We start from the raw sequence: 23219 nt of genomic DNA on the forward strand, positions 1-23219 counted from the left end.
CGTCCGTCGAGCCGCAGCGAGGCCTCGTCGGCCTACGCTGGCTGACGCAGAAACAGGCCCATGTAGTGATCCGAAAGCTCGCGCATCTGGCCCGCTTGCGGCGCACAACGCGCCAGAGTGCGTTCAATGACGAATCCCAGTCGCTGGTAGCAAGCGATTGCGCGACGGTTGCGGCTGTCGACAATCAGGTCGATGCGCGCCACACCGCCGCGCTTCAGTTCCTCGATCAGATCCCCCAGCACCTGCTGCGCCAGACCCTTGCCCTGATGCTCGGGCGCCAGGGCGATGGTGCTGAGGTAGGCGCTGATGCCGGCAGCACTGACCAGCAGACTGAGATGGTGGAAGCCGACCACTACGCCGCCGAGCTCCCAGACCTGAAAACTCGGACGCGCACACAGATCGTCGAACAGCGGCTCGAAGTCTTGCAGCGCCATCGATTCGCGCCCAAGCCAGGCGGCGATCTGCGGATGGGCATAGATGGCGTGCACCGCCGCCAGATCCTTCGCAGTGGCGAGACGGGTGGTCATCTGCAAGCAATGGTCGGAATCGGCATGCCCCAATGTATAGCGCGTGCCGTCTTCAATCGCGCGTCGCGAATACCCGGTCCGGGTCGTCAACGGTCAGCAAGGCCTGAGCATCGGGCTCGGCGATGCAGGTGGTGCGGCCATCGGGCCAGTCGATCTCCAGCGCATCGGCCCGGGTTGCCGGACCCAGCCCGAAATGGGCCTCGACGGGGCTGGAGGACTGGAAATGACTGCCAGCCATCAATACCCGGGTTTGGATCTGCCCATCCAGACGCAGCCGCAGCCGTGCGCCTACCGCCTGAGCATTGGCGCCGCCCGTGCGCAAGCGCACGCCCAGCCCGTGATTGGCAGCTGGCGCGTCGTTTCGATACAGGCGGCCATTGCCTTCGTTGTTGGCGATGTAGATGTCGATATCGCCGTCGCGATCGTAGTCGAAGCAAGCGATGCCACGTCCCTGCCTGGTGTCATCGATGCCCAGAGCCAGCGCCTTCTCGACGAAGGTGCCATCGCCCTGATTGACGAAGAGCCGACTGGGATCGGCGTTGAACACCGGGTGGTTGCCGAAAGGCATGCCGTTGACGTTAAAGATGTCGAGCCAGCCATCCTGGTTGAAATCGGCAAAACAGCTGCCCCAACCCCAATAGCCCTGACGCACGCCAGCGGCGGCGCTGACGTCGACGAAGACGCCATTGCCATCGTTGCGGTAGAGCCGATTGCCGGTGATGCCCTGCCCGGCCACCGGCACGCCTGCCGGGTCGTAGATCGAGCTGACGAACCAGTCGAGGTCGCCGTCGTTGTCGTAGTCACCGACATCGGCACCCATGCCGTTCTCATCATCGAACAACAGCGGATCGAGCATCTGGAACTGGCCGTTGCCGAGGTTGCGGAAGGCCTTGCTGGTACCGAAATCACTGGCCATCAGCAGATCGACATCGCCATCGTCGTCAAAATCGACCAGATGCGGGCTGAAACTGTAGTCCGGCCCGGTGTAGGCCACGTTGATGCCGCTGCTGACGTCGATGTCGGTGAATCCGGATCCGGAATTGCGCCACAGGTGTCCGCTGGTGGGCGCAGCGCCGGTGCGGTTGTCCCAATGGCTGACCGCCAGATCGAGCCAGCCATCCCCATCGATATCGCCGGCGGCCGCGGAATAGGCGTCGATGGTCGACCCAGCCAGTCCCCAGGCCGCCGTGGCCTCGGTGTACTGGCCTGACTGGTTCAGATACAGGCGGGTACCGAAGCCGCGCAGGCCGGTCAGCACCAGATCCAGGTCGCCGTTGTTGTCGAGGTCGGCCAACAGCGCGCCAGCCGCGACGTTGCCAGTGAGGTTCAGACCCACCTGCGCTGCCACTGATTGGAAGCCGCCATTGCCCAGATTGCGCAAGACCCGCAACGGCAGGTAGTCGCCCTGCGGGATGATCAGGTCGATATCGCCATCATTGTCGATATCCCCGGCGGCAACTCCCGCCGGCATCATGTCGCGGGTTTCGGAGTAGCCGAACTCGAAGCGGAACTGCGAGCTGGCACCTGAGGCACTGGTGACGTCGACAAAACCCCAGTTGCCGCTGGCCGCAGCACCTGAACTCATTCCAGGTGCGGCAAGCAAGACGAGAATCGCTAATCCAGTGCTGTGCATGGGGCTATCAAAGTTGACGTCGGACTCCCGGCAACAGCACCAGACCGGCCATCAGCAGACCCAGCAACAGCAGACCCGGGCCACCGAGGGCAGGCACCTTGATCGCGGTGACCGTGACCGAAGCTGTGCCCGAGGACGGCAGATCATCGACGTCCCCGGAATAGGTCGCCACCAGCTGGTAGACGTTGAAATCTGCAAAGGTCACCACGCACGAAGTCTGTCCGTTGCCGTCCAGCACCAGGTTCTGACACACCGGCAGGGCCACGCCATTGGCGCTGATGCTCACGGTGCCGGACAGCGGCGGTACGCCGCCGCTGACGGTGATCGACAACTGCACCGGATCGCCTACGACCACCGCCTGTGGCGAAACCGTCAGTGTGGTCGTTGTCGGCACCCTTTCCACGGGCAGCGACAGCGCGCCCGAGGAGGCCAGGTTGTTGGCATCACCGGAATAGTTGGCAACGAGATTGCGCGCGCCTTCGGGCGAGAAGCTGGTGCTGCAGCTGGCCGTTGCAGCCACCACGGTCACCGCGGCACACCCGGCAATCGGATTGGCGCCTTCCAGGAATGCGACCGTGCCTGTGGTGTTGACGCCATCGCTGACGGTGGCCGTCAGTACCACCGTCTGACCGACAATCGCCGGATTCGGTACGGCGCTCAGCGCAGTAGTCGTGGGCGCCGGGTTGACCGTCTGCGCCGCGGTGGCGGACGACGGCAGATTGTTGACATCGCCCGAATAGCTGGCCGTCAGGGTCTTGGCGCCGGCCGTCTGCGAGCTGAGATTGCAGCTGACCGCCGGCAGCGCGATCGTGCAGCTGGCGCCGGTGCCGTCATCGACCATGACGCTTCCAGTTGGCGTACCAAAGCCGGTCACGCTGACCGTCACCGCATAGGGCTGACCGGCAACGCTCGGCGACGGCACCACGGTAACGATCGTGGTGGTCGAGGGTGCCCGGTCTATGGTGTAGGGCTCGGTGTCGGCACTCGGCAGGTTGTTGACATCGCCGCCGTAGCTGGCGGTCAGAGTCTTTGCGCCGGCGAGGTTGGATGTCAGATTGCAGCTGCTTGCAGGCAGCACCACGGTGCAACTGGCGCCGGCGCCATCGTCGATGACGACATTGCCGACCGGCACACCAAAGCCGGTCACGCTGACGCTGACCGCATAGGCTTGACCGACCACGCTGCTGGCGACTGGCACAACGCCGGTGATGGTCGTGACTGAGGCCGCGCGAAGCACTTCGTGCGCTGCGGTGGCGCTGCTGGGCAGATTGAATCCGTCGCCAGGATAGCTGGCGCTGATGGTCTTCGGTCCGGCCACGGTGGATGTCAGCATGCAGCTGACAGCGGGCAGCGTAATGGTGCACATCGCGCCGTTGCCATCGTCGACGCTGACGTCGCCGCCAGGCGGACCAAAGCCACTGACGCTGACGCTGACCACATAGCTCTGACCCACCGTGCTGGGTGAGGGCACGATGCTGTCGATCTGGGTGCTGCTCGGGGCTCTATCGACCGTCAGCGCCGCCGTGTCGCTGCTACCCGCATAGCTGCTGTCGCCACCGTAGCTGGCAGTGATCGTCAAGGGTCCGACAACAACGGAGGTCAGCTGGCAACTGCTGGCTGGGAGCACGATGGTGCATTGGGCGCCGTTGCCGTCGCCGACCACCACGCTGCCGGTAGGCGTACCGCTGGCGGCCGACACCGCCACGGTGACGGTGTAGGGCTGACCGACCACCGCCGGCGACGGCGATATCGAGACAATGCTGGTGGTCGAGGGCAACAAGCCCTTGAGCAGATCGAACATGCCATCCACGATCCGATTGGCGGCGATCGGCGCGGAACTGAAGCTGGCCGCGCCGGTGCCGAGATCGAAGGAGATCAGATCGAATCCGCTCATGCCGACACGGGTACCGACGGCGCGCAGTGCGCCATCGTTGACGGTGACGGTATCCGGAGCAATGGCACAGCAATCGGCGGTTGCGGCACCGATGGGAGACAGGTTGGCGCTGCTCGGATCGACGCTCACCAGTTGCAGGCTGTAGTTTGCGGGCGCACCACTGGCCAGCTGCTGCAGCCCAATCAGCGTGTTGGTCAATCGATCGGTGACCAGTGCCACCAGCTCGGCGCTCATGGCGGTCTGGCTCACCGCGGGAGAGCTGGTGGAGAATCCGATCAGCATCTGGGTTCCGGGCGCGCCTTGCAGGCGACCGACCGCGTAGAGCACGCCGCTGCGTTCGGCCACAGCCCCGGAAATCAGCTGACAGCAGTCCGCTGCACCCGGATTGACCACTGTTGCGGTCGCGGTGGCGGTGTCCACTGCCAGCACGTCAAGCTGCGTGGCCGACACCTGACGCAGGGCCAGCAGGCGCTGGGTACTCTGCTCGAAAGCGGCGCCGACGATACGTCCAGGCAGGGACAGGCTGCCCACCAGCGCCCCGGCGCCGCTGAGCGCATCAAAACGATAGAGCACGCTGATCGACGGATCGGACGAACTTGGCCCGAACGCAAACAGCACCTGCGAGAAGGGGTCAAAGGCGTTGGCACTCATTGCCACTTCACAGCAGGCCGCCGCACCGGTGCCAAGATCGGTCAGCGAGCCGTCCGCGGGATTGATCGCTGCCAGCGTGGTGCTGCCCGTGCTGCGGTCGTAGCTCAGGGCGTACAGCTGTGCTGCGGCCGGACTGGCCTGCAGCAAGGCCACCAAAGCCAGCGCCGCGCTGGCCAACAAGGGCAGGAGGGTGCGCATGACCGCGCCCCTCAGTGGGCGTTGGCGTCAGAACGCAACAGCGCTGCTTCCAGCCGCTCCAGGCGGGCTTCCAGCTCGGCAATGCGCCGATCGCGCTTGTCGATCTCGGCACTCAGCGCCTGACTGGCCGCCAGCGCGACGCCGGCCACGTCCGCCGGCGCCAGTGAACGTTCGCTCACGCCGAAGCCGAAGGTGCGATAGAAGTCCTCGGCCACCGGGCCGATATGACGATCGCCATCACTAGTCTTGATGTAGTTCCAGCTGAAGATCGGCAACTGGCGCAGCTGAGACAGCAGTTCACCACCGGCGACGGCGACGAAGTTTTCCTTGCTGTAGCGGCTGGACAGCTGGGTAATGGTGCCACCCACGAACAGATTGCCGGCGCTGTCGAGCTCCAGCCGACGCTCCTCGGTGGCCGGATCCGAATCGTCGGGCAGATCAACACGCAGCAAGGCATCCGTGTAGGCAGGCCCGCGCCTCAGGTGCAGCGCCGCCAGAGGGGCGGAGTTACCCATGGCCACATCACCGTCGGAATCCACGAAAAAACTGCTGGTCGGCGCACCAGGTCGGATGCGAAAGGGCAACTGGGAACCGTTGGTGACATCACGCACGAAGAATTGGGTCTCGTTGCCCGCGACATCCCAGATCTGGGCCAGGAATCCACTGGAACTGTTCTGGTCCAGCCGGACTCCCGGCGTGTTGCCCGTGTTGATGTGCAAATCCAGTACCGGGGCGCTGATCCCCAAGCCAATGCGACCGGAGCTGTCCACGTAGAGTGCATTGGCGCGGGCCGCTGCTTCCACGGTAAAGGGCCGCGCCGACGTACCGCGGTCAAGGAAGGCGAGGTAGTTCAGGCCGCCGCTGGCGCTGTCGTTCGCGGTGATCTCCCAGTCGTTGCTGGGAAAGGCCCCGACCGAAGTATCCTCGAAATTGACGCGGGTGTTGTTTTCCTTCAAGCGCAAGGTGTCGAAACCGAAACTCTCGTTATTGACACAATCCATGCCTATGCAGGCACTGCCGTCGACGATCAGGTCATCGGCAATCACCTGATCCTTGAGTCCCAGCTCCGCCTTGCCTCCACGCGCCGTCGAGGTACCTGCGGCAGTGCTCTTGTCGGGCACGCTGCTGCTGGCCTCCTCCAGATCCATTGGCGCAAAGCGGCCGTTCTGGATCAGGAACAAGCCCGATTGCGTGGGCAGCGCGGCCGGCCAACCGGCCGGCAACTCGGTGACGCCAGCCTCGCGCGCCTGACCGCCCGCCTGACGCTGGGCCGTGGAAATCTGCGGCGCAAACACCAGCGACCACTTCCAGGTGCCATTGGCGAGATTGCCCAGCCCCGGCACCGCAGAGTTGATCGTGACGGCTTGACCGGCTGCGAAGTCAATGCTGGCGCGCTGCCCATTGGGGCCGCTCAAGAGCAGCGTGGCCGTACTGGAATTGGCCGGTCGGATCCAGGAATAACTGTCACTACTGCTCTGTGCGTAGCCCATTGAGCCCGCGGTCAAGACCAGTGCCATGACCAGAAACAGGGGGGACTTGCGCATGGCCAGACTCCGGTCGGATTCGAGGCCACTAGGCTACCGGCAACAAGGCCTCAGTGTCGCCCATCACGTAACAATGTGTATCTATCTTCCGCTGGCGGCTTCGATAGCCGAAATCGCCGCGGCCACCACGGCCGGATCGATCTCAGCCCGCACTTCCAGCACATACCAATCGACGTCGGAGGCCAGCTTGACCGCGTCCTTTTCGGTGGTGATGCACGGCAGCCCGTCATCGAACTCGGGCATGCCCGACCGCGCGTAATCGTGATGATCCGCCAGTGTGTGCTCGATCACCTCGATGCCCAATGAGCGTACCGTCGCGAACACCCGCGCCGGGTTGCCGGTGCCGGCAATCACATGTGCCTTGCGCCCACGCCACTCCTGCAGGGACTCGGGGCGCTCGGATCCCAACTTGCGAAGTGCCCTGACCTTGAGGGTCATCGCCAGCTCGCCCGCCTGCGGCTCGCCACCATTGCGCACCCGCAACTGCGTCTTGCGCAAACGGCTCAGCGGCGCCCGCAGCGGCCCGGCCGGCAGCAATCGACCGTTGCCGAAACCGCGCTGACCATCAATGACCACGATCTCGCAGCAGCGCGGCAGCGCCATGTGCTCCAGGCCATCATCGGAAATCAACACATCCAGCGGTACCACGCCGATCAGTCGCTGCGCGGCCGCGACCCGATCCTCGCCCACCGCCACCGGGGCGCGACTGAGACGAGCTATCAGCAAGGGCTCGTCGCCGACTTCGGCCGCCGTACTGGCACGATCCACCAGGCGCACACCAGTGGTTCTGCGGCCATAACCGCGGCTGATCACGCCGACGCCATAGCCCTGCGCACGCAGCGCCTCCACCAGGGCGATGGTCAACGGCGTCTTGCCGGTGCCGCCGACGGTGAGGTTGCCGACGACGATGACCGGCACTTCCAGCCGCCGCGGTCGACGCAGGCGCAGCCGCCAGGGCAGTTGCACCAGCAGACGCAGGCCGCCATAGACCACGCTGCCGAGCTTCAGGTACCACGGTATCGCCGCGCCCTCGTACCAAATCGAGTGCAGCCGCTCAGGGGATATCGGCATCGACCGCATCCTCGCGCGAGCGATAGAGCTGGGCATACATGCCGCCCTGGGCCAGCAACTCGGCGTGACTGCCTTGCTCGACGATGCGTCCCTCGTCCATGACCACGATGCGATCGGCCTGCTCCACCGTACTCAAGCGGTGGGCAATGACAACGGGTCGTGCGGCCGTTCATGGCGCTGCGCAGCGCCTGCTGTACCTGGCGCTCGGAGGTGTTGTCGAGGGCCGAAGTGGCCTCATCCAGGATCAGGATCGGCGCATTCTTGAGCAGCGCCCGGGCAATCGCCAGACGCTGGCGCTGGCCACCGGACAGTGCAGCGCCACGCTCGCCAATGGTGGTGTCAGGCCCTGCGGCAGCGCCTCGATGAACTCCCAGGCATGGGCCGCACGCGCGGCCGCCTCGATCTCTGCGCGCGAACTGCGACGCAGATCGCCGTAGGCAATATTGCGGGCCACCGAGTCGTTGAACAGCACGATCTGCTGACTGACCAGCGCCAACTGCCGCCGCAGTGCCGTCAGGCTGTAATCGTCCAGCGGCACACCGTCAATGCTGACCTGCCCGGAATCCGGATGGAGAAAGCGCGCCAGCAGCGCCACCAGCGAGCTCTTGCCGCTGCCGGATCGACCGACCAGGGCCACGGTTTCGCCGGCAGCCACGTGCAGATCGATGCCACCAAGGGCGTAGTCCTCCCGGCCGGGATAGCGCAAGCGTATGCCGTCCAGACGGATTTCGCCGCGCACGCGTTCCGGCGCATAGGTGCCCGGATCCGGTTCTGCGGCCTCATCCAGGATGGAGAACACCGACTCGGCCGCCGCCAGGCCACGCTGAATCAGCGATTGCGCGCTGGTCAACCGCTTCAGCGAGGGCAGGATCGCCAGCATCGCGGTCATGAAGGCGGTGAAAGCGCCGGGGGTCAGACGTTCCAGCTCACCCCGGCCGGGTGGCCACGTAGACCACCAACGCCAGACTGCTGGCCGCCAGGATCTGCACCAGCGCCGAACTCATGGCATTGGTGGCGGACACCTTCAGATGCTGGCGCCGATTGTGTTCATTGACCTTGGAGAAGCGCTCGGCTTCGTCCTGCTGGCCACCGTAGATCTTGATCTCGCGCTCGCCCAGGATCACGTCCTGCCCGATCTGGGTGACGTCGGCCACCGAGGTCTGGATGCGCCGGCTGATGGCGCGATAGCGCTTGGACACCAGCCGCACCACCAGGGCAATGGCCGGGCCGGCCAACAGCACCGATAGCGTCAACTGCGGGCTGTACCAGGTCATCACCCCGAGCAGGCCGATGATGATCAGCGAGTCCAGTACCCAGATCTTCAGGCCCTCGGTGCAGGCCTGCCCGATCTGTTCGACCTGGAAACTCAGGCGCGACAGTGCATCGCCGCTGGCGCGCTCGGCAAAAAAGCGCGAGGGCAGCACCAGGTAGCGCTCGAAGACCTGCGCCCGCAGATCGGCAATCATGCGCCGGCTGATCCAGGCCATGCCGTAGTCGCCGATGAAAACGCCGAGGCCGCGAGCCACGAACAGGGCGATGATGGCGAAGGGCAACCAGGCAATGACGCTGGCATTGCGCGCCCCCAAGGCATCATCGAGCAGCGGCTGCATCAGCGCTGTGAACCCTGCCGCGACGCTGGCTTCCAGCACCATACCGGCCAAGGCGCCCAGCGCTACCGGCCAATGCGGACGCGCATAGGGCAGCAGGCGCCGATACAGGCGCGGGTTGCCCGGATCTTCGGTCACGGCGACTCGCTGGCGCGCACCGTCGCGATCGACAGATTGCGATAGCCGGTCTGTGCCAGCGCATCCATGGCCGTCACCACTGCCTGATGCTGGGTGCGGGCATCGGCACGCAGCACCACCGACTGCTTGGCCGGGTCACCGCCCTGCTGCTGCAGCGCCGACTTCAACGTCTCGATACGGGAATTGATGACTTCGCTGTTGTTGACGAAATAACGCCCTTCGGCGTCGATCTGCACGATCAGGGGTTGATCGGCCGCCGGGGTCGCTTCGCTGCTGGCCTCGGGCAACTGCACCTTGATGCGCGAGTTCTGGTCAAAGGTGGCCGTCGCCATGAAGAAGATCAGCAGCACCAGAATCACGTCGATGAGCGGAATGACCGTAATTTCAAGGTCGTCACTCTCCGGTGCCGTGAACTTCATCGCACCGCCCTCACCGGGGTCGCACTGCTTTCCGGCACATGCTCCAGGCTGTCGATCAGCAAGGTGGCTTCCTGTTCCAGCTCCACCGCAAGATCACTGAGCTTGCCGCGGAAATAGCGATGAAACAGATAGGCGACAATGGCGATGCACAAACCGACTGCGGTGGCGACCAGAGCCTCGCCGATGCCGCCCGCCAGCGCATTGGCATCACCGATGCCGGCGGTGGTGATTACGAGGAACATGCGGATCAGACCGGAAACCGTGCCGAGCAGGCCCATCAGCGGCGAAATGATGGCGATGGTGCCGAGCGCATTCAGATAGCGGCTGAGACGATGAATGGCCAGGCGACCCGCATCCTCGGCCTTTTCGCGGATCAACTCACGCGAACGTTGGCGATTGCCGACAATGGCCGCCAGCACCAGCCCTAGTGGCGAGTTGTTGCGCAGCTTTTCCAGATGATCGCGCTCGATCTTCGGTGATCGCGCCCAGGCTCGTACCTCGGCACCGAGCTTGGACGGAATCACCGCGCTGCGACGCAGCGTCCAGAAGCGCTCAAGCACGATGCCAAGCATGGCGATGGATGTCGCCACCAGCGGGAACATGACCCAGCCGCCAGACTTCAGGATTTCAAACACGCTTGACCTCGCATCAGCAAAGACTCCAAAGCCGGCGATCATACAAGGCCTCCACCGGCAATGCCGTGACCGGCGGCCTAATCGGCCGACGACCGGAGCATGGGCGCAGCAGCGGGATTGAGCGATTTTTCGGGCAAAGCGGGTGCCAGCGGCTCCTGCCACCAGCGTCGGACCGCCATCCGCTGACCCAGCGCCACCGGCGCCCTGCCCGGCTTGAAGTCGAAGCCGATGGCACCGAAATCGGCCGTGTTCCACTGCATGGCGCCCGCCGCGGCCACCCGTTCGACCACTTCCGGGCGCGGGAAACCGAAGCGATTGCGACTGCCGGCCGAATACACCACCCAGACCGGCGACACGGCAGACAGGAACTCGGCGCTCGATGAGCCTGCGCTGCCATGATGGCCGGCAATCAAGAGGTCGACATCGAGCAGATCGGCCTGCTCGCGCACCAGTCTGGCCTCGATGACCTCGCCGATGTCACCGGGAATCAGCGCGCTGCCGCCGGCACCCGCTACCCTGACCACGCAGGAACTCTCGTTGCCCAGGTAAGGCAAGGTGCTGGGTGGGTGCATGATCGCGAATTCGACGCCATCCCACTGCCAGTGCTCACCGGCGCGGCAGAGCTCGGCATCCGGAATCTTCTCGGGCAATGAGGCAGCCACCGCGTCCACTGGCACCCGCCGCCGCAAGCTGGCAGTTCCGCCACTGTGATCCAGATCGTTGTGACTGATGATCAGCCGATCCAGCCGCCCCACCCCCTGTTGTACCAGACTCGGCACCAGCACCCGGTCGCCGAGATCGCCGCCCTCGGGGAATCCAGGGCCGGTATCGATCAGCAGCGCATGTTCGGCGGTCCGGATCAACACCGACTGTCCCTGCCCCACATCCAGCACCGTCAGCATGTAGGCCCCTTGTTCTGGACCTGTACTGACCGGCAACAGCAGAGGCAGAAGGCCAAATACGCCCAAGGCGCGAGCCGGCCAGCCGCGCGGCGCCAACAGCCACAGCGTACCCAGCAGCGCCAGCGTCCAGGCCAGCAGATCCGGGGCCGGCAAAGCCCAGCGCGCCGCCGGCCATTGCGCGGCCGTGACCAACAGTGCATCGAAGCCACCGAGCAGCCAAGCCGCCAGATGCAGCAATCCATGGCTCAGCCAGGCCCAGGGCCAGAACACCAGCGCTGCCAGCAGCACCGGTATGACCACCAGGGTAACGAAGGGCACCGCAATCAGATTGACCAGCGGCGCGGCCAGACTGGCCTGCTGGAAAAAGGCCAGCCCCAGTGGCAAAAGCGCAAGCGACAAACCGAGTTGCGGCAGCAGCCACAGACGCCAGCGCGATTGCGCCCGCCAGCGCCCGCTGAACGCCAGGATCAACCAGGCGACGGCGCCGAAGGACAGCAAATCCGGCGCTCAGCGGCGCCAGCGGATCGATCAGCAATACGCCAGCCAGCGCCAGGGCATAACGCGTCCACCAACCGAGTTCCCGTCGGGTCAGCACACCGGCCAGCAAGGCCAGCATGGTGATCAGGGTGCGCTGGGTCGGCAGACTGAAGCCAGCCAGCGCGGCATAGGCACTGGCACTGAGCAGCGCCCCCAGCGCCATGGCCTGCGGGCGCGGCAGACGCAGCCCCAGCGCCGGCCACAGCCCGTACAGCAGCCAGATCGCGCCGGCGCCGATGGCCGCCGCCAGACCCACGTGCAGACCGGAAATGGCGATCAGATGGCTGGTCCCGGTGGCACGGAACAGATCCCAGTCATGCTCGTCCAGCTCGCGGGTATCGCCAATGGCCAGGGCCTTGATCGTGGCGCGGATGCGCCCGGCCGTCAGTGTCTGGTCGATGCCCTTGGCGATCGACGAGCGCAGCGCATCCACGCGCCCACCGCCCGCGCATGAGGCAGCGGGCCGTACTTCGCTCACCACATAAGCGGTCGCGCCGATATTGGCCGCCAGGGCGTAGCGTTCGAAGTCGAAACCGGCCGGATTGCTGAGCCCGCGCGGGCGCTTTAGGCGGACCATCAGCGACAGGCAGTCGCCAGGGCCAAGCTGGGGTGCCTGTTCGTACCACGACAGCCGCAGATGGCTCGGCAGGCCGCGCCCATCGGGCTCAGTGCGCAGATCAAATCGCAGTGCGCGACCGCTCTGCTCTGGCAAGCCGATCACGGTGCCACTCACGGCCAGATCCTGTCCCTGCAGTGACGCCGGCAGGCGCTCGGCCAGACGCTGCTGGGCCGTGACCGTTGCCAGCAATAGTCCGATGAGCACTGCCGGAATCGCGCTCGCCACCCGGCGTGGGCGATATCGCCATGCCAGCAGCAGGCTCAGCATCAGCAGGCCGGCTATCCAGAGTGGATCGGGCAATTCCGGAAAGGCCAGCACCGCGCTGGCACCCAGTGCAAAGGCCAGGCCGTGCAGCGGATGCAGTCCGAGGCGCAAGCCTGCGGCTCAGAGCTCAGCCGGCGCCAGACGACCGCCGCGCAGCTCCAGCACCCGGTCCATGCGCGCCGCGAGGCGGCGGTCATGGGTGACGATCACCAGACTGGTGCCGATTTCGCGGTTCAGCTCCAGCATCAGCTCGTAGACCTGTCCGGCGGTGCGCTCGTCGAGATTGCCGGTGGGCTCGTCACCGAGCACACAGGCCGGTCGAGTCACCAGCGCACGCGCGACCGCGGCACGCTGACGCTCGCCGCCCGACAATTCCCCCGGCTTGTGCCGCAGGCGCTCGCCCAGCCCTACCCTTCCGAGCAGCGCAGCAGCCCGCTCGCTGGCCTGCGCCACCGGCATGCCGCCGATCAGCAGCGGCATGGCGACATTCTCCAGCGCGCTGAATTCGGGCAGCAGGTGGTGGAATTGATAGACAAATCCCAGAGCCTGATTGCGCAACCGGCCCCGCTCCCGATCCGACAACCTGGACATGCGCTGGCCCTGCACCATGACCTCGCCACGGGAGGGCAAATCCAGCCCGCCGAGGATATGCAGCAAGGTGCTCTTGCCCGCACCCGAAGTGCCGATGATGGCCACGCTCTCACCCTTGGCCACCGCCAGCGAGGCATCGCTGAGCACCTCCACGCGCAAATCGCCCTCGGCATAGACCCGGGCAATGCCACTGGCTTCGATCACGGTCTCACTCATAGCGCAGCGCCTGGGCGGGTTGGGTGCGCGCGGCGCGCCAGGCCGGATACAGCGTGGCCACTACCGAGAACAGCACCGACAGCAGGCCGATCCGGGCCACGTCACCCATACGCAGTTCTGAAGGCACGCTGGAGATGTAATAGATGTCGCTGGGCATGGCCTGGAAGCCGAAGGTGCGCTCGATGAAGGGCACGATGACATCGATGTTGCTGGCCACCGTGACGCCCAGGATCAGGCCCAGCAGGGTGCCGATGATGCCCACCGCCAGACCCTGCACCATGAACACATTCATGATCAGCCGCGGACTCGCCCCCAGCGTGCGCAGAATGGCGATGTCGGCCTGCTTGTCGGTCACCACCATGACCAGGGTGGACACCAGATTGAAGGCAGCCACGGCCACGATCAGCGAGAGGATGATGAACATCACCAGCTTCTCGGTTTTCACGGCCCGGAAGAAATTGCTGTGCTGCTGGGTCCAGTCGCGCACGCTGTAGAGGCCGTCGAGCCGGTTGGTCAGATCCTGAGCCACGCGCCAGGCCAGGAACATGTCGTCAGCTTCAGGCGCACCCCGGTCACGCCGTCGCCCTCGCGAAACAGCTTGGCGGCATCGTTCAGATGGACGAAGGCGTAGCCGCGATCGTACTCGTACATGCCGACCTCGAAGATGCCCGTTACCGTGAATCGGCGCATCTGTGGAATCACGCCGACCGGCGTCGCCCGCATCTGCGGAGCCATCAGGGTGACGTGATCGCCCAGCGTCACCCCCAGCGTATGGGCCAGCTCGGCGCCGAGCACGATGTTGTAACTGCCCGGTTGCAGCTCGGAAAACGAGCCCTCACGGGTGTCCTTGACCACCTCCGAGACGCCGGCCTCAAGCTCTGGTTCGACACCACGGATCATCGCCCCGCTGATACGCTTGCCCTGCAGCATGCCCTCGCGTTCGATATAGGGCGCAGCGCCGATCACATGCGGCTGCTTGCGCGCCTCTGCGACCACCTGTGGCCAGTCGCTGACGTTGTCGCCATAGGCGGTGATGGTCGCGTGCGACACCATGCCCAGAATCCGCGCGCGCAGTTCCTGCTCGAAGCCGTTCATGACCGAAATGACCACGATCAGCGCGCTGACGCCGAGCGCAATGCCCAGCATCGACACCAGCGAAATGAAGGAGATGAAGTGATTGCGACGCTTGGCGCCGGTATAGCGCAGGCCGATGGCGGTCGACAGCGGATGAAACAACTTCATAGGCCAGTCCTGCCGTAGGAGCGACCTTGTGCCGCGACGGCTGCTGCCGCCGCAGCGGCATGGTCGCGGCGCAAGCCAGGAGCAGCCGCCGAGTCTTCGGGCCGGTGCGTGGCCAGCCAGACCCGCAATCGATGCCGACCGCCGGGATCCAACCGATCCGGGAACAGCAGACCACTGTGGCGACGACCATCGGCATCGCGCAGTTCCAGCTGCGGCAAGCCCAGATAGCTGCAGGCCTGCAGCAACTCGGCGGCACGCAGATCACCGCCGACATTCGCCTCGACCTGGCCATCTGCGTACAGCAGCAGTCGCGTCGGCCGCGCTGCGGCCTGCCGCCAGCCATGCACGGCCCAGACCATGGCGAGCAACAGCAATCCCGCCATCTGCGTGCCGGACAGCGCGCTCAGCCAGATGCCGCATGCAGCCACCAGAACCGCCACCCCCAGGGCAAGGCGCTCCCAGCGTCCGGGGGTCAGATCGAGTTCAAGAGGTGCCGCGTATGCGCTGGACGAGGGCATCGAGTTCCGAATCTTCAGGGTGGCTGCGCCCGAGGAACCAGGCCCAGAGCAGATCATCTTCGACCTTCAGCAAGCGCAGGAAGTTCTCTCGCTCTATGGCCGAAGCGCTGCAGAAGTGCGCATCAAGATAGCGCACCAGCAGGAAATCCAGCTCCTTCATGCCGCGTCTGCACTGCCAGCGAAGCTGGCGTTGCAGCGCCAGCACCGATTCTTCAGATTCCGTATTCATGATCGGCACCGGTGCGCAGGCAACTTCCAATCCTGATCCATGGGCCGCAACCCACGCCGACTTGACGCCTGTGCCCTGCTCAAACAGAACGCCGCGCAATCATCGCCTTCTTGATCTCGGCAATGGCCTTGGCCGGGTTCAAGCCCTTCGGGCAGGTCTTGGTGCAGTTCATGATGGTATGACAGCGGTACAGCCTGAAGGGATCCTCCAGATCGTCCAGGCGGGCGCCGGTATCTTCATCGCGACTGTCGGCAATCCAGCGATAAGCCTGCAGCAGGATGGCCGGACCCAGATAGCGGTCGCCGTTCCACCAGTAGCTGGGGCAGGAGGTGCTGCAGCAGGCGCAGAGGATGCATTCGTACAGACCGTCGAGCCGGGCACGATCTTCCGGCGACTGGCGACGCTCCACATCCGGCGGCGGCGAGCTCTGGGTGCGAATCCAGGGCTTGATCGAGGCGTACTGGGCATAGAACTGGGTCAGATCGGGCACCAGATCCTTGACCACCGGCATGTGCGGCAGCGGATAGATCTTGACCTCGCCCGACACCTCGCTGATGGCCTTGGTGCAGGCCAGGGTATTCGTGCCGTCGATGTTCATCGCACAGGAGCCGCAGATACCTTCGCGGCAGGAACGGCGGAAGGTCAGGGTCGGGTCGATCTCGTTCTTGATCTTGATCAGCGCGTCCAGAACCATCGGACCACAGCTGGCGAGGTCGACCTCGTAGGTGTCGGTACTCGGGTTCTCGGTGCCATCCGGGTCATAGCGATAGATCTTGAAGCGACGGATCGACTGTCCTGCGCCGCCCTTGGCAGCGAAAGTCTTGCCGACCTTGATCTTGGAATTCTTCGGTAGCGTGAATTGGGCCATGATGATTGCCTCGGTGCAGCGTTAATCTGGTCAACCGCGACTGGGGCCAGGTCCAGCACGCCCGGCGGTCCCCTGAATCCTGCGTCAGGCGTGGCCCAGGGGCCACCACCCGAAACGCGTAACCTCAATAGACACGAGCCTTGGGCGGAACCATCTCGACCTCGTCGGTGAGCGTGTACAAGTGCACCGGCCGGTAGTCGAAGCTGACCTTGCCGGACTCATCGACATAGGACAGCGTGTGCTTCAGCCACTCGGTGTCATCGCGATCCGGATAGTCCTCGCGGGCGTGGGCGCCTCGGCTCTCCTTGCGGTTCTCCGCCGAATAGATCGAAGCCACGGCGCACCCGAGCAGATTCTGCAACTCCAGGGTCTCCACCAGATCGGAGTTCCAGATCATCGAGCGATCGGCCACGCGCACGTCGTCGAAGCTGCGGTAGATCTCGCTGACCTTCTGGCAACCTTCCTGCAGCGATTCGCCGGTGCGGAACACGGCCGCATGCGCCTGCATCGCTTTCTGCATCGACAGTCGGATGTCGGCCGTCGGCGTGCTGCCCTTGGCGTGGCGCAGCTTGTCCAGATTGGACAGCGCCTTGTCGTAAGCCGAGTTCGGCAGCGTCTTGTGGGTGGCGCCGGCCTTGACCACCTCGGCCGCGCGATTGGCCGCCGCTCGACCGAACACCACCAGATCCAGCAGCGAGTTCGAGCCCAGGCGGTTGGCGCCGTGCACGGAGACACAGGCGGCCTCGCCGATGGCAAACAGCCCCGGTACCACACTGTTCGGATCGCCGTCCTTGATGGTGACCACCTCGCCATGGACGTTGGTCTGCACGCCGCCCATGTTGTAGTGCACGGTCGGCAGCACGGGAATGGGCTCCTTGGCCACATCGACGCCGGCAAAGATCTTGGCCGTCTCGGCGATGCCAGGCAGGCGCTCGTGAATCACTTCCGGCCCCAGATGATCCAGATACAGGTAGATGTGGTCCTTGTCCGGACCCACACCGCGTCCCTCGCGGATCTCGATGGTCATGGCGCGACTGACCACGTCACGCGAGGCCAGATCCTTGGCGTTGGGCGCATAGCGCTCCATGAAGCGCTCGCCCTTGGAGTTCTTGAGCTGTCCACCCTCACCACGCACGCCTTCGGTGATCAGGCAGCCGGCACCGTAGATGCCGGTCGGGTGGAACTGGGTGAATTCCATGTCCTGCAGCGGCAGGCCTGCACGCAGGACCATGCCGTTGCCGTCACCAGTGCAGGTGTGCGCCGAGGTGCAGGAAAAATAGGAGCGTCCATAGCCACCAGTGGCCAGCACCACGGCGTGGGCGTGGAAGACGTGCATGCTGCCATCCGACAGATCCCAGGCGATGACGCCACGACATTCGCCGTTGTCCATGATCAGATCGATGGCGAAATATTCGATGTAGAAGCGCGCGTCAAAGCGCAGCGACTGCTGGTAAAGCGTGTGCAACATGGCGTGACCGGTGCGGTCGGCCGCCGCGCAAGTGCGCTGCGCCGTGCCCTTGCCATAGTTCGTGGTCATGCCGCCGAAGGGCCGCTGATAGATCTTGCCGTCCTCGGTGCGCGAGAAGGGAACGCCGTAGTGTTCGAGTTCGATGATGGCCGGAATCGCTTCCTTGCACATGTACTCGATGGCGTCCTGATCACCCAACCAATCCGAACCCTTGATGGTGTCGTAGAAATGGAAGCGCCAGTCGTCCTCGCCCATGTTGCCCAACGCAGCACTGATGCCGCCCTGCGCCGCCACGGTGTGGCTGCGGGTGGGAAAGACCTTGGTGATGCAGGCGGTGGACAGGCCCTTGGCGGCCATGCCCATGGTCGCCCGCAATCCGGCGCCACCGGCACCGACGACAACCACGTCGTACTTGTGATGAATCAGCTTGTAGGAATCGGTCATGAGCGCTCAACCGCAAGAAAGACGAGACGCAGAATGGCAATCGCGGCGGCCAGAACGGCCAGCACGGCGCCAAACCGGATCAACACCATCAGCGTGATTTCGAGGGCACGCGGGTGCACGTAGTCCTCGATGACGACCTGCAGACCCAGGTAGGCGTGGTAGAACATCGAGCTGACGAAAGCCAGCAGCAGCACGGCATTGATCGGCTGCCCCACAGCCGTGCTGAGGCTGCTGTAGTCAGCGCCGCTGTGAGCCACGGCAAACCAGACAAACCACAGACTCAGCGGCGCCAGAGCAATGGCGGTGACGCGTTGCCCCCACCAATGACCCGTGCCCTCGCGGGCAGAACCGAGGCCGCGTACGTTTTTCAACGGGGTGCGAAAAGCGGTCATGGACATCAACTCCTCAGATCCACAGGCGCCACAGGATCAGTGCGGTCAGCAACGGGGCAAGCACCACCAGGGACCAGCCTGTCGCGTAGGCGCGTTTCAGATCCAGACCCCAGCCGGTGTCCCACGCCAGATGGCGCAGTCCATTCAGCCAGTGATACACCAGGGAAAACACGAAGGCGGCCACCACCAGCCGGCCAACAACGGTCGACATCAGCTGCGCGAACTCATGCCACGCCTCCGGCCCCGCCGCCAGCGCCACCAGTCCCCAGACCAGCAACAGACTTCCGGCCGACAGCGCCACGCCGGTTGCACGATGGGTGATGGACAGCAAGGAAGTGAGTTGGGGTCGGTAGATCTGCAGATGCGGCGATAGCGGCCGTGCTCGCGTTGCCATCTCGAAAACTCCCGATTCGGTCATGTAGGGGCGTCTGTTGCAGACGCCAAGTGCTGCTGAACAATAGCAGCTGAGCCCCGAAGGTCCAGCGTCAATCTGTCAAAAGTCAATGCACCGTCCGTTCTTCTCCCAATCGCCATAGCGCGTTGGGTCCGGGCCCTTGCGTCCACCAATCTCGGCCGGCGTCGGCACAGCCACCGCAGGCACTGCCTTCGCCTCCGGCGAGACGGCCTTTCCCAACGAATCTTCACGTGATGCCAATGGAGTACTGCTGTCAGACATTTGTATGCTCCTTGAACGGGCTCAACGCTAGCCCACGCCGGATGATGATGCCGCCAAGTTTTGCCGAAATTCTCGTCGACGGACCAGACGCGCTCAGCTTTGTCCACGGACAGCTGGCCGGCGACATCAAGGCCATCGCGCACGGACACTGGCGCTTTGCAGCTTACTGCGTGCCCGACGGCAGGGTACAGGCCTTGATGATGGTCGCCGTCAACGCTGCGACCCGCTTGCGCCTGCTGCTGCCGGAAGAACTGGCGGGCACCGTGCAGGACCGGCTGCGCCGCTACCGGCTGCGGGCTCGATGTGAGATCGCGGGGAGATCGGTACAGATTGCCCGCTGCGGCCCGACGGGCCCAGGCGCGCTGGCTGACAATCATTGCGTCTACCAGAGCGACGCCTTCCAATGGCAGCTGTGCAACGCCGAATCGACCCCGCTGGATGCATCGATCTGGTCAGATCAGGTGGCTCTCGGCATTCCCTGGATCGTCTCTGCCACCAGCGAGAAATTTCTTCCACAAATGCTCTCACTGGAGCAATTGGGCGCGTTTTCGCTACGCAAGGGCTGTTTTCCGGGACAGGAAATCGTGGCCCGCACCCATTTTCTTGGACGCAGCAAGCGTCATCTCGCCACTCTGACACGAACCGCCGGGTCCGACCCACTGGCCCCGGGCTGCGAGTTGTTGAGCACGATCAATACCTCAGTGACAGCGGGCTGGATCATCGCTGACGGACATCCCGAATTGCCGCTGGCGCTGGCCGTCGTGACTGATTCCGCCTCTGAAACGCTGTGTTCGGGAGTTGCTTCACAGGACTCGCGCGCAACCTTCGTCATTAACCGTGAATCAACTGAAACAAAGCGCGACAAGCTACTGAACGGCCGCTGTTTGCTGCCTTTGCAGACATAGCGTTTTCGGCCACGAAAATGGTATGAACTTATCGTCTTCCAGGGGGGGGATGCATGATGATCAAAAATCAAGGCAAGGGCCCGGTCCACGCGATCGCACTCGGATTGACGTTGATGGGTTTGACTGCCGTCGATGCACTCTCCGCAGCGGAATACAATTTTGCGGTGGAACCCACCTACACGCCGGAGCGAGCCCGGGAAGTCTACGAGCCTCTGGTGGACTATCTGAGCAAGGCGACCGGCGAGCAATTCAAGCTGGTGGTGGCGCGCAACTACGCCTTCTACTGGAACGACATGCGCAACCGCAAGGATCTGCACTTTGTCTTCGACGAGGCGCATTTCACTGATTTTCGGATCCAGCGCTTCGGCTACGAGCCCCTGGCAAAATCATCCATCCCACCAGCTACTCGCTGCTCTCGCAGGATGACGTCGGAGAGGGCAATGTCCAGGCCTTCGTGGCCCGCCGTCTGGTGACCATGCCGGCACCGAATCTGGGCTTTGCACTGATGCTGGAGTATTTCCCCAACCCCATGCAGCAGCCCGACCTGCGCTCACTGGCCACCTCCTGGCGCGACACGGTGGAAATCGTGTTCGCCGGCGAGGCCGACGCCGCGCTGGTGCCCAGCTGGCTGCGCGATCTGTATCCGAACCTGATTCCCATCGTGACCACCCGCGAATTCCCGGGACCTGCGGTGTCGGCGTCAGCGGACGTGCCCGACGACCTCAAGGCCAAGGTGAAGGAAGCCCTGCTGGTGCTGCATGAGGATGCTGCGCTTTACGAGGTGCTTAGCGAAATCGGCATGCAGCAGTTCGTGGAAGCGAGCAAGGAGGAGTACAAGGGTTCCGAGCAGATGCTGAAGAACTTCTACGGCTACAAGCAACGCTGAATGGCGATCGCCTGACGGATGCCCCGGCATCCGCAGCGCTTCTTCCCCACTCACCATCGCACTCGCTCAATTGCCGCCCGGATTTCGTCGCAACTCGTAGACGGATGCGGGCGGCAGATTCATCCATGTGAAATCCACGCGCCGCGCCACCAGCCCGAGACGCCGCAGGATCGCGGCACGAACCGGGCACTTCGGCCCGTAGGTAAACTGGATCAGTACCCCATCATCGGGCAGGCAGGCAAAGGATGCCGCGAGAATTTCCTCGACCAGCGACGGTGGCATCGACAGGAAGCCCAGCGAACTGACCACGGCGTCGACCTTGCCGTCCCGAAACCCGGTGTGTGCACCCAGTAGTTGTGGCAGTTGCCGGGCATCGCCGCATACGACGGTCGACAGCGGAAAGGCCTGGGTCAGATCGTCGTGCAATTCCTCATTCAGTTCCAGCACGAACAGCTGCTCAGGCCGCACCCGGTAACGCAGTAGCTCACGCGTGATGGCGCCGGTGCCGGCGCCGAGTTCCACCACGCGAGCGACATCGGAAGGCAGAGCCATGGCCATCGCCCGGCCCAGTCGTGGGCTGCTCGGCACCACCGAAGCGGTCGTCAGCGGTGCGCGCAGCCATTGCCGAAAGAAAACCCAGTTCCGGGACGCGCCGCTACGCCATCGATTGAAAGACGATTCCAGGGACGAGTGCATGGCGCGCCGCGTTGTGGTTTGGACGGAGCCTAGCAAGGTCCACAGGCTACTGCCAATGTGTCGCAGGCCATGCCCGCCGAACTGCGGGTCGATGGCTCGTTGGACAACAGGCGTCGGCTCACACCTGCCTAGTGCTCGATCTTGGCCTCAGCCTTGATCGCCTTGGCGACGTCCAGCGCCCGCTTGCGTTCCAGGGAGGCACGGATGGCTTCGTGTACCTGCTCGAAGGGCGGCGCTGCGAAAGGTCGCTTTGCCCGCAGCAGAGCCACGTGAAATCCGAACTCGGTCTGTACCGCCTGCGGCGTCCACTGACCCGGCGTCAATGCCGACAGCGCCGTGGCCAGGGCTTCCGGCAACTGGTTTCGACGCACCCAGCCAAGCTCCTTGGAATCGCGCACCCCGGATTGACCTACTTCGGCCGCCATGACCTGATCGAAACTGGTTCCGGCGTTGAGCGACGCCAGGACCTGCTCGGCGCGCTCGGCATTGTCGACCAGCACATGCGCGACCTGGTACTCCTCGTTGCCGGTGGTCGCCAGTTCCTGGTCATAGGCCGCACGCAGATCCTGTTCGGTCACCGGCGCAGCGCCGCGTTCGATCATCAGTCCGCTCAGGCGGTTGAGACGCTCCAGTTCCAGATCGGCCTGCACCTGGGCGTCGTCCAGCAAGCCCTGCTTTCGGGCCGCCATGGCCACGGCCAGCAACTCGCCCAACTGTTCATAGACCTGTTCCAGCTGACCCGGATCGCGAACCTCCCAACCGCGCTTGCGCGCATAGGCCTCCACCAGAGCTTGCGGCACGGCCTCGCCGTTGACCTTGAGGTCGCTGCTGGCGCCCTTGAGCTGCACCAGACCTTCCGGCTGCTGCGGTTGACCACAGGCAAACAAGGACAGGGCCAGCATCAGCCCAAGAAGCACATTTCGAACGTTCATCCAATTTCCTCAGGTGTGAGCGCCTGAATCGACAAGGCGTGAATATCGGTATCCATCAGGGAACCCAGGGCCGCATAGACCATCCGGTGCCGCGCCAGCGGCGCCTTCCCCTTGAAGCAGGAGGCGACGATGCGCACGCTGAAATGACCGCGACCGTCACGCGCCCCGGCGTGTCCCACGTGTTTGTGACTGTCATCGACCAGATCCAGCGATTCTGGCGCCAGGGCGCCTTCGAGGCAGGTGCGCAGTCGTTGCATGCGATCAGACATGAATTCCCCGGCTGTGGACTCGGATGAGGGCAAGAAGTTCCCCGCGCAGCGCGGATGATGCCCGGGCCCTGGTGTCGGTGCCTTGGCAACATGCGGGCTTGGGGCGCCAAGATGAACCGCGGGACCTGCCAATTCGCGGTGGCGCATGGTACGGAATCGGCCTCGTCCGGTACACTCCCGCGGCTAAGAGTTTGCAGTTTGCCCGGCGCTCAGCCCGTGAATGCGCATTCCGCAGCCCCGATCAGTCT

At 64.3% G+C, this 23219-nt stretch carries 23 protein-coding genes and 3 pseudogenes; 4 read left to right on the forward strand and 22 right to left on the reverse strand.

The genetic code is table 11. From position 1 onward, the window contains the following. Positions 1 to 32: 32 nt before the first annotated feature. The 9 genes and pseudogenes from H7A19_08525 to H7A19_08565 all read right to left on the reverse strand — a co-directional run bounded on the left by H7A19_08525 (position 33) and on the right by H7A19_08565 (position 11717). Positions 33 to 527, reverse strand: coding sequence for a GNAT family N-acetyltransferase (locus H7A19_08525; protein MCP5474874.1), 495 nt, complete (start codon positions 525 to 527; stop codon positions 33 to 35). A gap of 52 nt (positions 528 to 579) precedes the next feature. Next, complete coding sequence (locus H7A19_08530) at positions 580 to 2112, reverse strand: CRTAC1 family protein (protein ID MCP5474875.1); 1533 nt, start codon at positions 2110 to 2112, stop codon at positions 580 to 582. Positions 2113 to 2167: 55 nt separating this feature from the next. Further along, complete coding sequence (locus H7A19_08535; protein MCP5474876.1) at positions 2168 to 4903, reverse strand: Ig-like domain repeat protein; 2736 nt, start codon at positions 4901 to 4903, stop codon at positions 2168 to 2170. An 11-nt stretch (positions 4904 to 4914) separates the two neighbouring features. Then, complete coding sequence (locus H7A19_08540; protein MCP5474877.1) at positions 4915 to 6447, reverse strand: tail fiber domain-containing protein; 1533 nt, start codon at positions 6445 to 6447, stop codon at positions 4915 to 4917. An 81-nt stretch (positions 6448 to 6528) separates the two neighbouring features. Then, positions 6529 to 7518, reverse strand: a complete 990-nt coding sequence (locus H7A19_08545; protein MCP5474878.1) for a tetraacyldisaccharide 4'-kinase — start codon at positions 7516 to 7518, stop codon at positions 6529 to 6531. After that, a pseudogene (gene msbA, locus H7A19_08550) lies at positions 7502 to 9170 on the reverse strand (lipid A export permease/ATP-binding protein MsbA). Before msbA ends, H7A19_08545 begins: the two are co-directional and overlap by 17 nt. 89 nt (positions 9171 to 9259) lie before the next feature. Further along, positions 9260 to 9682, reverse strand: a complete 423-nt coding sequence (locus tag H7A19_08555) for a biopolymer transporter ExbD (GenBank protein ID MCP5474879.1) — start codon at positions 9680 to 9682, stop codon at positions 9260 to 9262. Continuing rightward, positions 9679 to 10359, reverse strand: a complete 681-nt coding sequence (locus H7A19_08560) for a MotA/TolQ/ExbB proton channel family protein (protein ID MCP5474880.1) — start codon at positions 10357 to 10359, stop codon at positions 9679 to 9681. The genes H7A19_08555 and H7A19_08560 overlap by 4 nt, the downstream gene beginning before the upstream one ends. Positions 10360 to 10394: 35 nt before the next feature. Then, complete coding sequence (locus H7A19_08565) at positions 10395 to 11717, reverse strand: DNA internalization-related competence protein ComEC/Rec2 (GenBank protein MCP5474881.1); 1323 nt, start codon at positions 11715 to 11717, stop codon at positions 10395 to 10397. Between the two features lie 355 nt (positions 11718 to 12072). On the opposite strand from H7A19_08565, the gene H7A19_08570 reads away from it, so the two are divergent. After that, positions 12073 to 12210 carry a hypothetical protein gene (locus H7A19_08570; GenBank protein MCP5474882.1) on the forward strand — a complete coding sequence of 46 codons (138 nt, stop codon included), beginning with the start codon at positions 12073 to 12075 and terminating at the stop codon, positions 12208 to 12210. A gap of 21 nt (positions 12211 to 12231) precedes the next feature. Here the strand turns inward: H7A19_08570 and H7A19_08575 are convergent. From H7A19_08575 to H7A19_08620, 10 genes and pseudogenes are all read right to left on the reverse strand, one after another. Further along, positions 12232 to 12642 (reverse strand): annotated as a pseudogene (locus H7A19_08575) (DUF4131 domain-containing protein). Between the two features lie 117 nt (positions 12643 to 12759). Continuing rightward, on the reverse strand, positions 12760 to 13446 hold the full coding sequence (gene lolD, locus H7A19_08580; protein ID MCP5474883.1) for a lipoprotein-releasing ABC transporter ATP-binding protein LolD: 687 nt from the start codon (positions 13444 to 13446) through the stop codon (positions 12760 to 12762). Next, a pseudogene (locus H7A19_08585) lies at positions 13439 to 14682 on the reverse strand (lipoprotein-releasing ABC transporter permease subunit). Before H7A19_08585 ends, lolD begins: the two are co-directional and overlap by 8 nt. A gap of 2 nt (positions 14683 to 14684) precedes the next feature. Further along, entirely contained in the window at positions 14685 to 15206 is a 522-nt protein-coding gene (locus tag H7A19_08590) for a hypothetical protein (GenBank protein ID MCP5474884.1), read from the reverse strand. After that, positions 15172 to 15435: a succinate dehydrogenase assembly factor 2 gene (locus H7A19_08595; protein MCP5474885.1), complete on the reverse strand. Its 264-nt coding sequence runs from the start codon at positions 15433 to 15435 to the stop codon at positions 15172 to 15174. The genes H7A19_08590 and H7A19_08595 overlap by 35 nt, the downstream gene beginning before the upstream one ends. A 79-nt stretch (positions 15436 to 15514) precedes the next feature. Then, complete coding sequence (locus tag H7A19_08600) at positions 15515 to 16303, reverse strand: succinate dehydrogenase iron-sulfur subunit (GenBank protein ID MCP5474886.1); 789 nt, start codon at positions 16301 to 16303, stop codon at positions 15515 to 15517. A 124-nt stretch (positions 16304 to 16427) separates the two neighbouring features. Then, a complete protein-coding gene (locus H7A19_08605; GenBank protein MCP5474887.1) occupies positions 16428 to 18215 on the reverse strand; it encodes a succinate dehydrogenase flavoprotein subunit in 1788 nt (595 codons plus the stop codon). After that, positions 18212 to 18607, reverse strand: coding sequence for a succinate dehydrogenase, hydrophobic membrane anchor protein (gene sdhD, locus H7A19_08610; GenBank protein MCP5474888.1), 396 nt, complete (start codon positions 18605 to 18607; stop codon positions 18212 to 18214). Before sdhD ends, H7A19_08605 begins: the two co-directional genes overlap by 4 nt. A 13-nt stretch (positions 18608 to 18620) precedes the next feature. Then, entirely contained in the window at positions 18621 to 19001 is a 381-nt protein-coding gene (gene sdhC / locus H7A19_08615; protein MCP5474889.1) for a succinate dehydrogenase, cytochrome b556 subunit, read from the reverse strand. 99 nt (positions 19002 to 19100) lie between these two features. After that, the gene (locus tag H7A19_08620) at positions 19101 to 19283 is read right to left on the reverse strand and encodes a DUF1674 domain-containing protein (protein ID MCP5474890.1); all 183 of its coding nucleotides are present in this window, start codon (positions 19281 to 19283) and stop codon (positions 19101 to 19103) included. Between the two features lie 11 nt (positions 19284 to 19294). Between H7A19_08620 and H7A19_08625 the strand changes: the two genes are divergently transcribed. The 3 genes from H7A19_08625 to H7A19_08635 are packed head-to-tail and all read left to right on the forward strand — an operon-like array spanning position 19295 to position 21074. Further along, a complete protein-coding gene (locus H7A19_08625) occupies positions 19295 to 20188 on the forward strand; it encodes a hypothetical protein (protein ID MCP5474891.1) in 894 nt (297 codons plus the stop codon). Between the two features lie 53 nt (positions 20189 to 20241). Next, positions 20242 to 20661, forward strand: a complete 420-nt coding sequence (locus H7A19_08630; protein ID MCP5474892.1) for a PhnD/SsuA/transferrin family substrate-binding protein — start codon at positions 20242 to 20244, stop codon at positions 20659 to 20661. Then, positions 20643 to 21074, forward strand: coding sequence for a PhnD/SsuA/transferrin family substrate-binding protein (locus tag H7A19_08635; GenBank protein MCP5474893.1), 432 nt, complete (start codon positions 20643 to 20645; stop codon positions 21072 to 21074). Before H7A19_08630 ends, H7A19_08635 begins: the two co-directional genes overlap by 19 nt. 66 nt (positions 21075 to 21140) lie before the next feature. Here H7A19_08635 and H7A19_08640 read toward each other — a convergent pair whose 3' ends face one another. The 3 genes from H7A19_08640 to H7A19_08650 all read right to left on the reverse strand — a co-directional run bounded on the left by H7A19_08640 (position 21141) and on the right by H7A19_08650 (position 22971). Continuing rightward, positions 21141 to 21626 (reverse strand): methyltransferase domain-containing protein, encoded by a 486-nt coding sequence (locus H7A19_08640; GenBank protein MCP5474894.1) that lies wholly within the window; start codon positions 21624 to 21626, stop codon positions 21141 to 21143. 272 nt (positions 21627 to 21898) lie between these two features. After that, positions 21899 to 22702, reverse strand: a complete 804-nt coding sequence (locus tag H7A19_08645; GenBank protein ID MCP5474895.1) for a peptidyl-prolyl cis-trans isomerase — start codon at positions 22700 to 22702, stop codon at positions 21899 to 21901. Then, positions 22699 to 22971 (reverse strand): BolA family transcriptional regulator, encoded by a 273-nt coding sequence (locus tag H7A19_08650; protein MCP5474896.1) that lies wholly within the window; start codon positions 22969 to 22971, stop codon positions 22699 to 22701. Before H7A19_08650 ends, H7A19_08645 begins: the two co-directional genes overlap by 4 nt. Positions 22972 to 23219 lie beyond the last annotated feature (248 nt).

This window comes from Rhodanobacteraceae bacterium (assembly GCA_024234055.1).
Taxonomy (GTDB): Bacteria; Pseudomonadota; Gammaproteobacteria; order Xanthomonadales; family SZUA-5; genus JADKFD01.

Excerpts from the sequence above, each read along its gene's own strand:
- H7A19_08605 (MCP5474887.1), bottom strand. The coding sequence starts at position 18,215 with ATGACCGATTCCTACAAGCTGATTCATCACAAGTACGACGTGGTTGTC.
- H7A19_08645 (MCP5474895.1), bottom strand. The coding sequence starts at position 22,702 with ATGAACGTTCGAAATGTGCTTCTTGGGCTGATGCTGGCCCTGTCCTTG.
- H7A19_08540 (MCP5474877.1), bottom strand. The coding sequence starts at position 6,447 with ATGCGCAAGTCCCCCCTGTTTCTGGTCATGGCACTGGTCTTGACCGCG.
- H7A19_08570 (MCP5474882.1), top strand. The coding sequence starts at position 12,073 with ATGCTCGTCCAGCTCGCGGGTATCGCCAATGGCCAGGGCCTTGATCGT.
- H7A19_08555 (MCP5474879.1), bottom strand. The coding sequence starts at position 9,682 with ATGAAGTTCACGGCACCGGAGAGTGACGACCTTGAAATTACGGTCATT.
- H7A19_08620 (MCP5474890.1), bottom strand. The coding sequence starts at position 19,283 with ATGTCTGACAGCAGTACTCCATTGGCATCACGTGAAGATTCGTTGGGA.
- H7A19_08590 (MCP5474884.1), bottom strand. The coding sequence starts at position 15,206 with ATGCCCTCGTCCAGCGCATACGCGGCACCTCTTGAACTCGATCTGACC.
- sdhC (MCP5474889.1), bottom strand. The coding sequence starts at position 19,001 with ATGGCAACGCGAGCACGGCCGCTATCGCCGCATCTGCAGATCTACCGA.
- H7A19_08530 (MCP5474875.1), bottom strand. The coding sequence starts at position 2,112 with ATGAGTTCAGGTGCTGCGGCCAGCGGCAACTGGGGTTTTGTCGACGTC.
- H7A19_08595 (MCP5474885.1), bottom strand. The coding sequence starts at position 15,435 with ATGAATACGGAATCTGAAGAATCGGTGCTGGCGCTGCAACGCCAGCTT.
- H7A19_08545 (MCP5474878.1), bottom strand. The coding sequence starts at position 7,518 with ATGCCGATATCCCCTGAGCGGCTGCACTCGATTTGGTACGAGGGCGCG.
- H7A19_08640 (MCP5474894.1), bottom strand. The coding sequence starts at position 21,626 with ATGGCTCTGCCTTCCGATGTCGCTCGCGTGGTGGAACTCGGCGCCGGC.
- sdhD (MCP5474888.1), bottom strand. The coding sequence starts at position 18,607 with ATGACCGCTTTTCGCACCCCGTTGAAAAACGTACGCGGCCTCGGTTCT.
- H7A19_08630 (MCP5474892.1), top strand. The coding sequence starts at position 20,242 with ATGATGATCAAAAATCAAGGCAAGGGCCCGGTCCACGCGATCGCACTC.
- H7A19_08535 (MCP5474876.1), bottom strand. The coding sequence starts at position 4,903 with ATGCGCACCCTCCTGCCCTTGTTGGCCAGCGCGGCGCTGGCTTTGGTG.
- H7A19_08525 (MCP5474874.1), bottom strand. The coding sequence starts at position 527 with ATGACCACCCGTCTCGCCACTGCGAAGGATCTGGCGGCGGTGCACGCC.
- H7A19_08600 (MCP5474886.1), bottom strand. The coding sequence starts at position 16,303 with ATGGCCCAATTCACGCTACCGAAGAATTCCAAGATCAAGGTCGGCAAG.
- H7A19_08650 (MCP5474896.1), bottom strand. The coding sequence starts at position 22,971 with ATGTCTGATCGCATGCAACGACTGCGCACCTGCCTCGAAGGCGCCCTG.
- lolD (MCP5474883.1), bottom strand. The coding sequence starts at position 13,446 with ATGAGTGAGACCGTGATCGAAGCCAGTGGCATTGCCCGGGTCTATGCC.
- H7A19_08560 (MCP5474880.1), bottom strand. The coding sequence starts at position 10,359 with ATGATCGCCGGCTTTGGAGTCTTTGCTGATGCGAGGTCAAGCGTGTTT.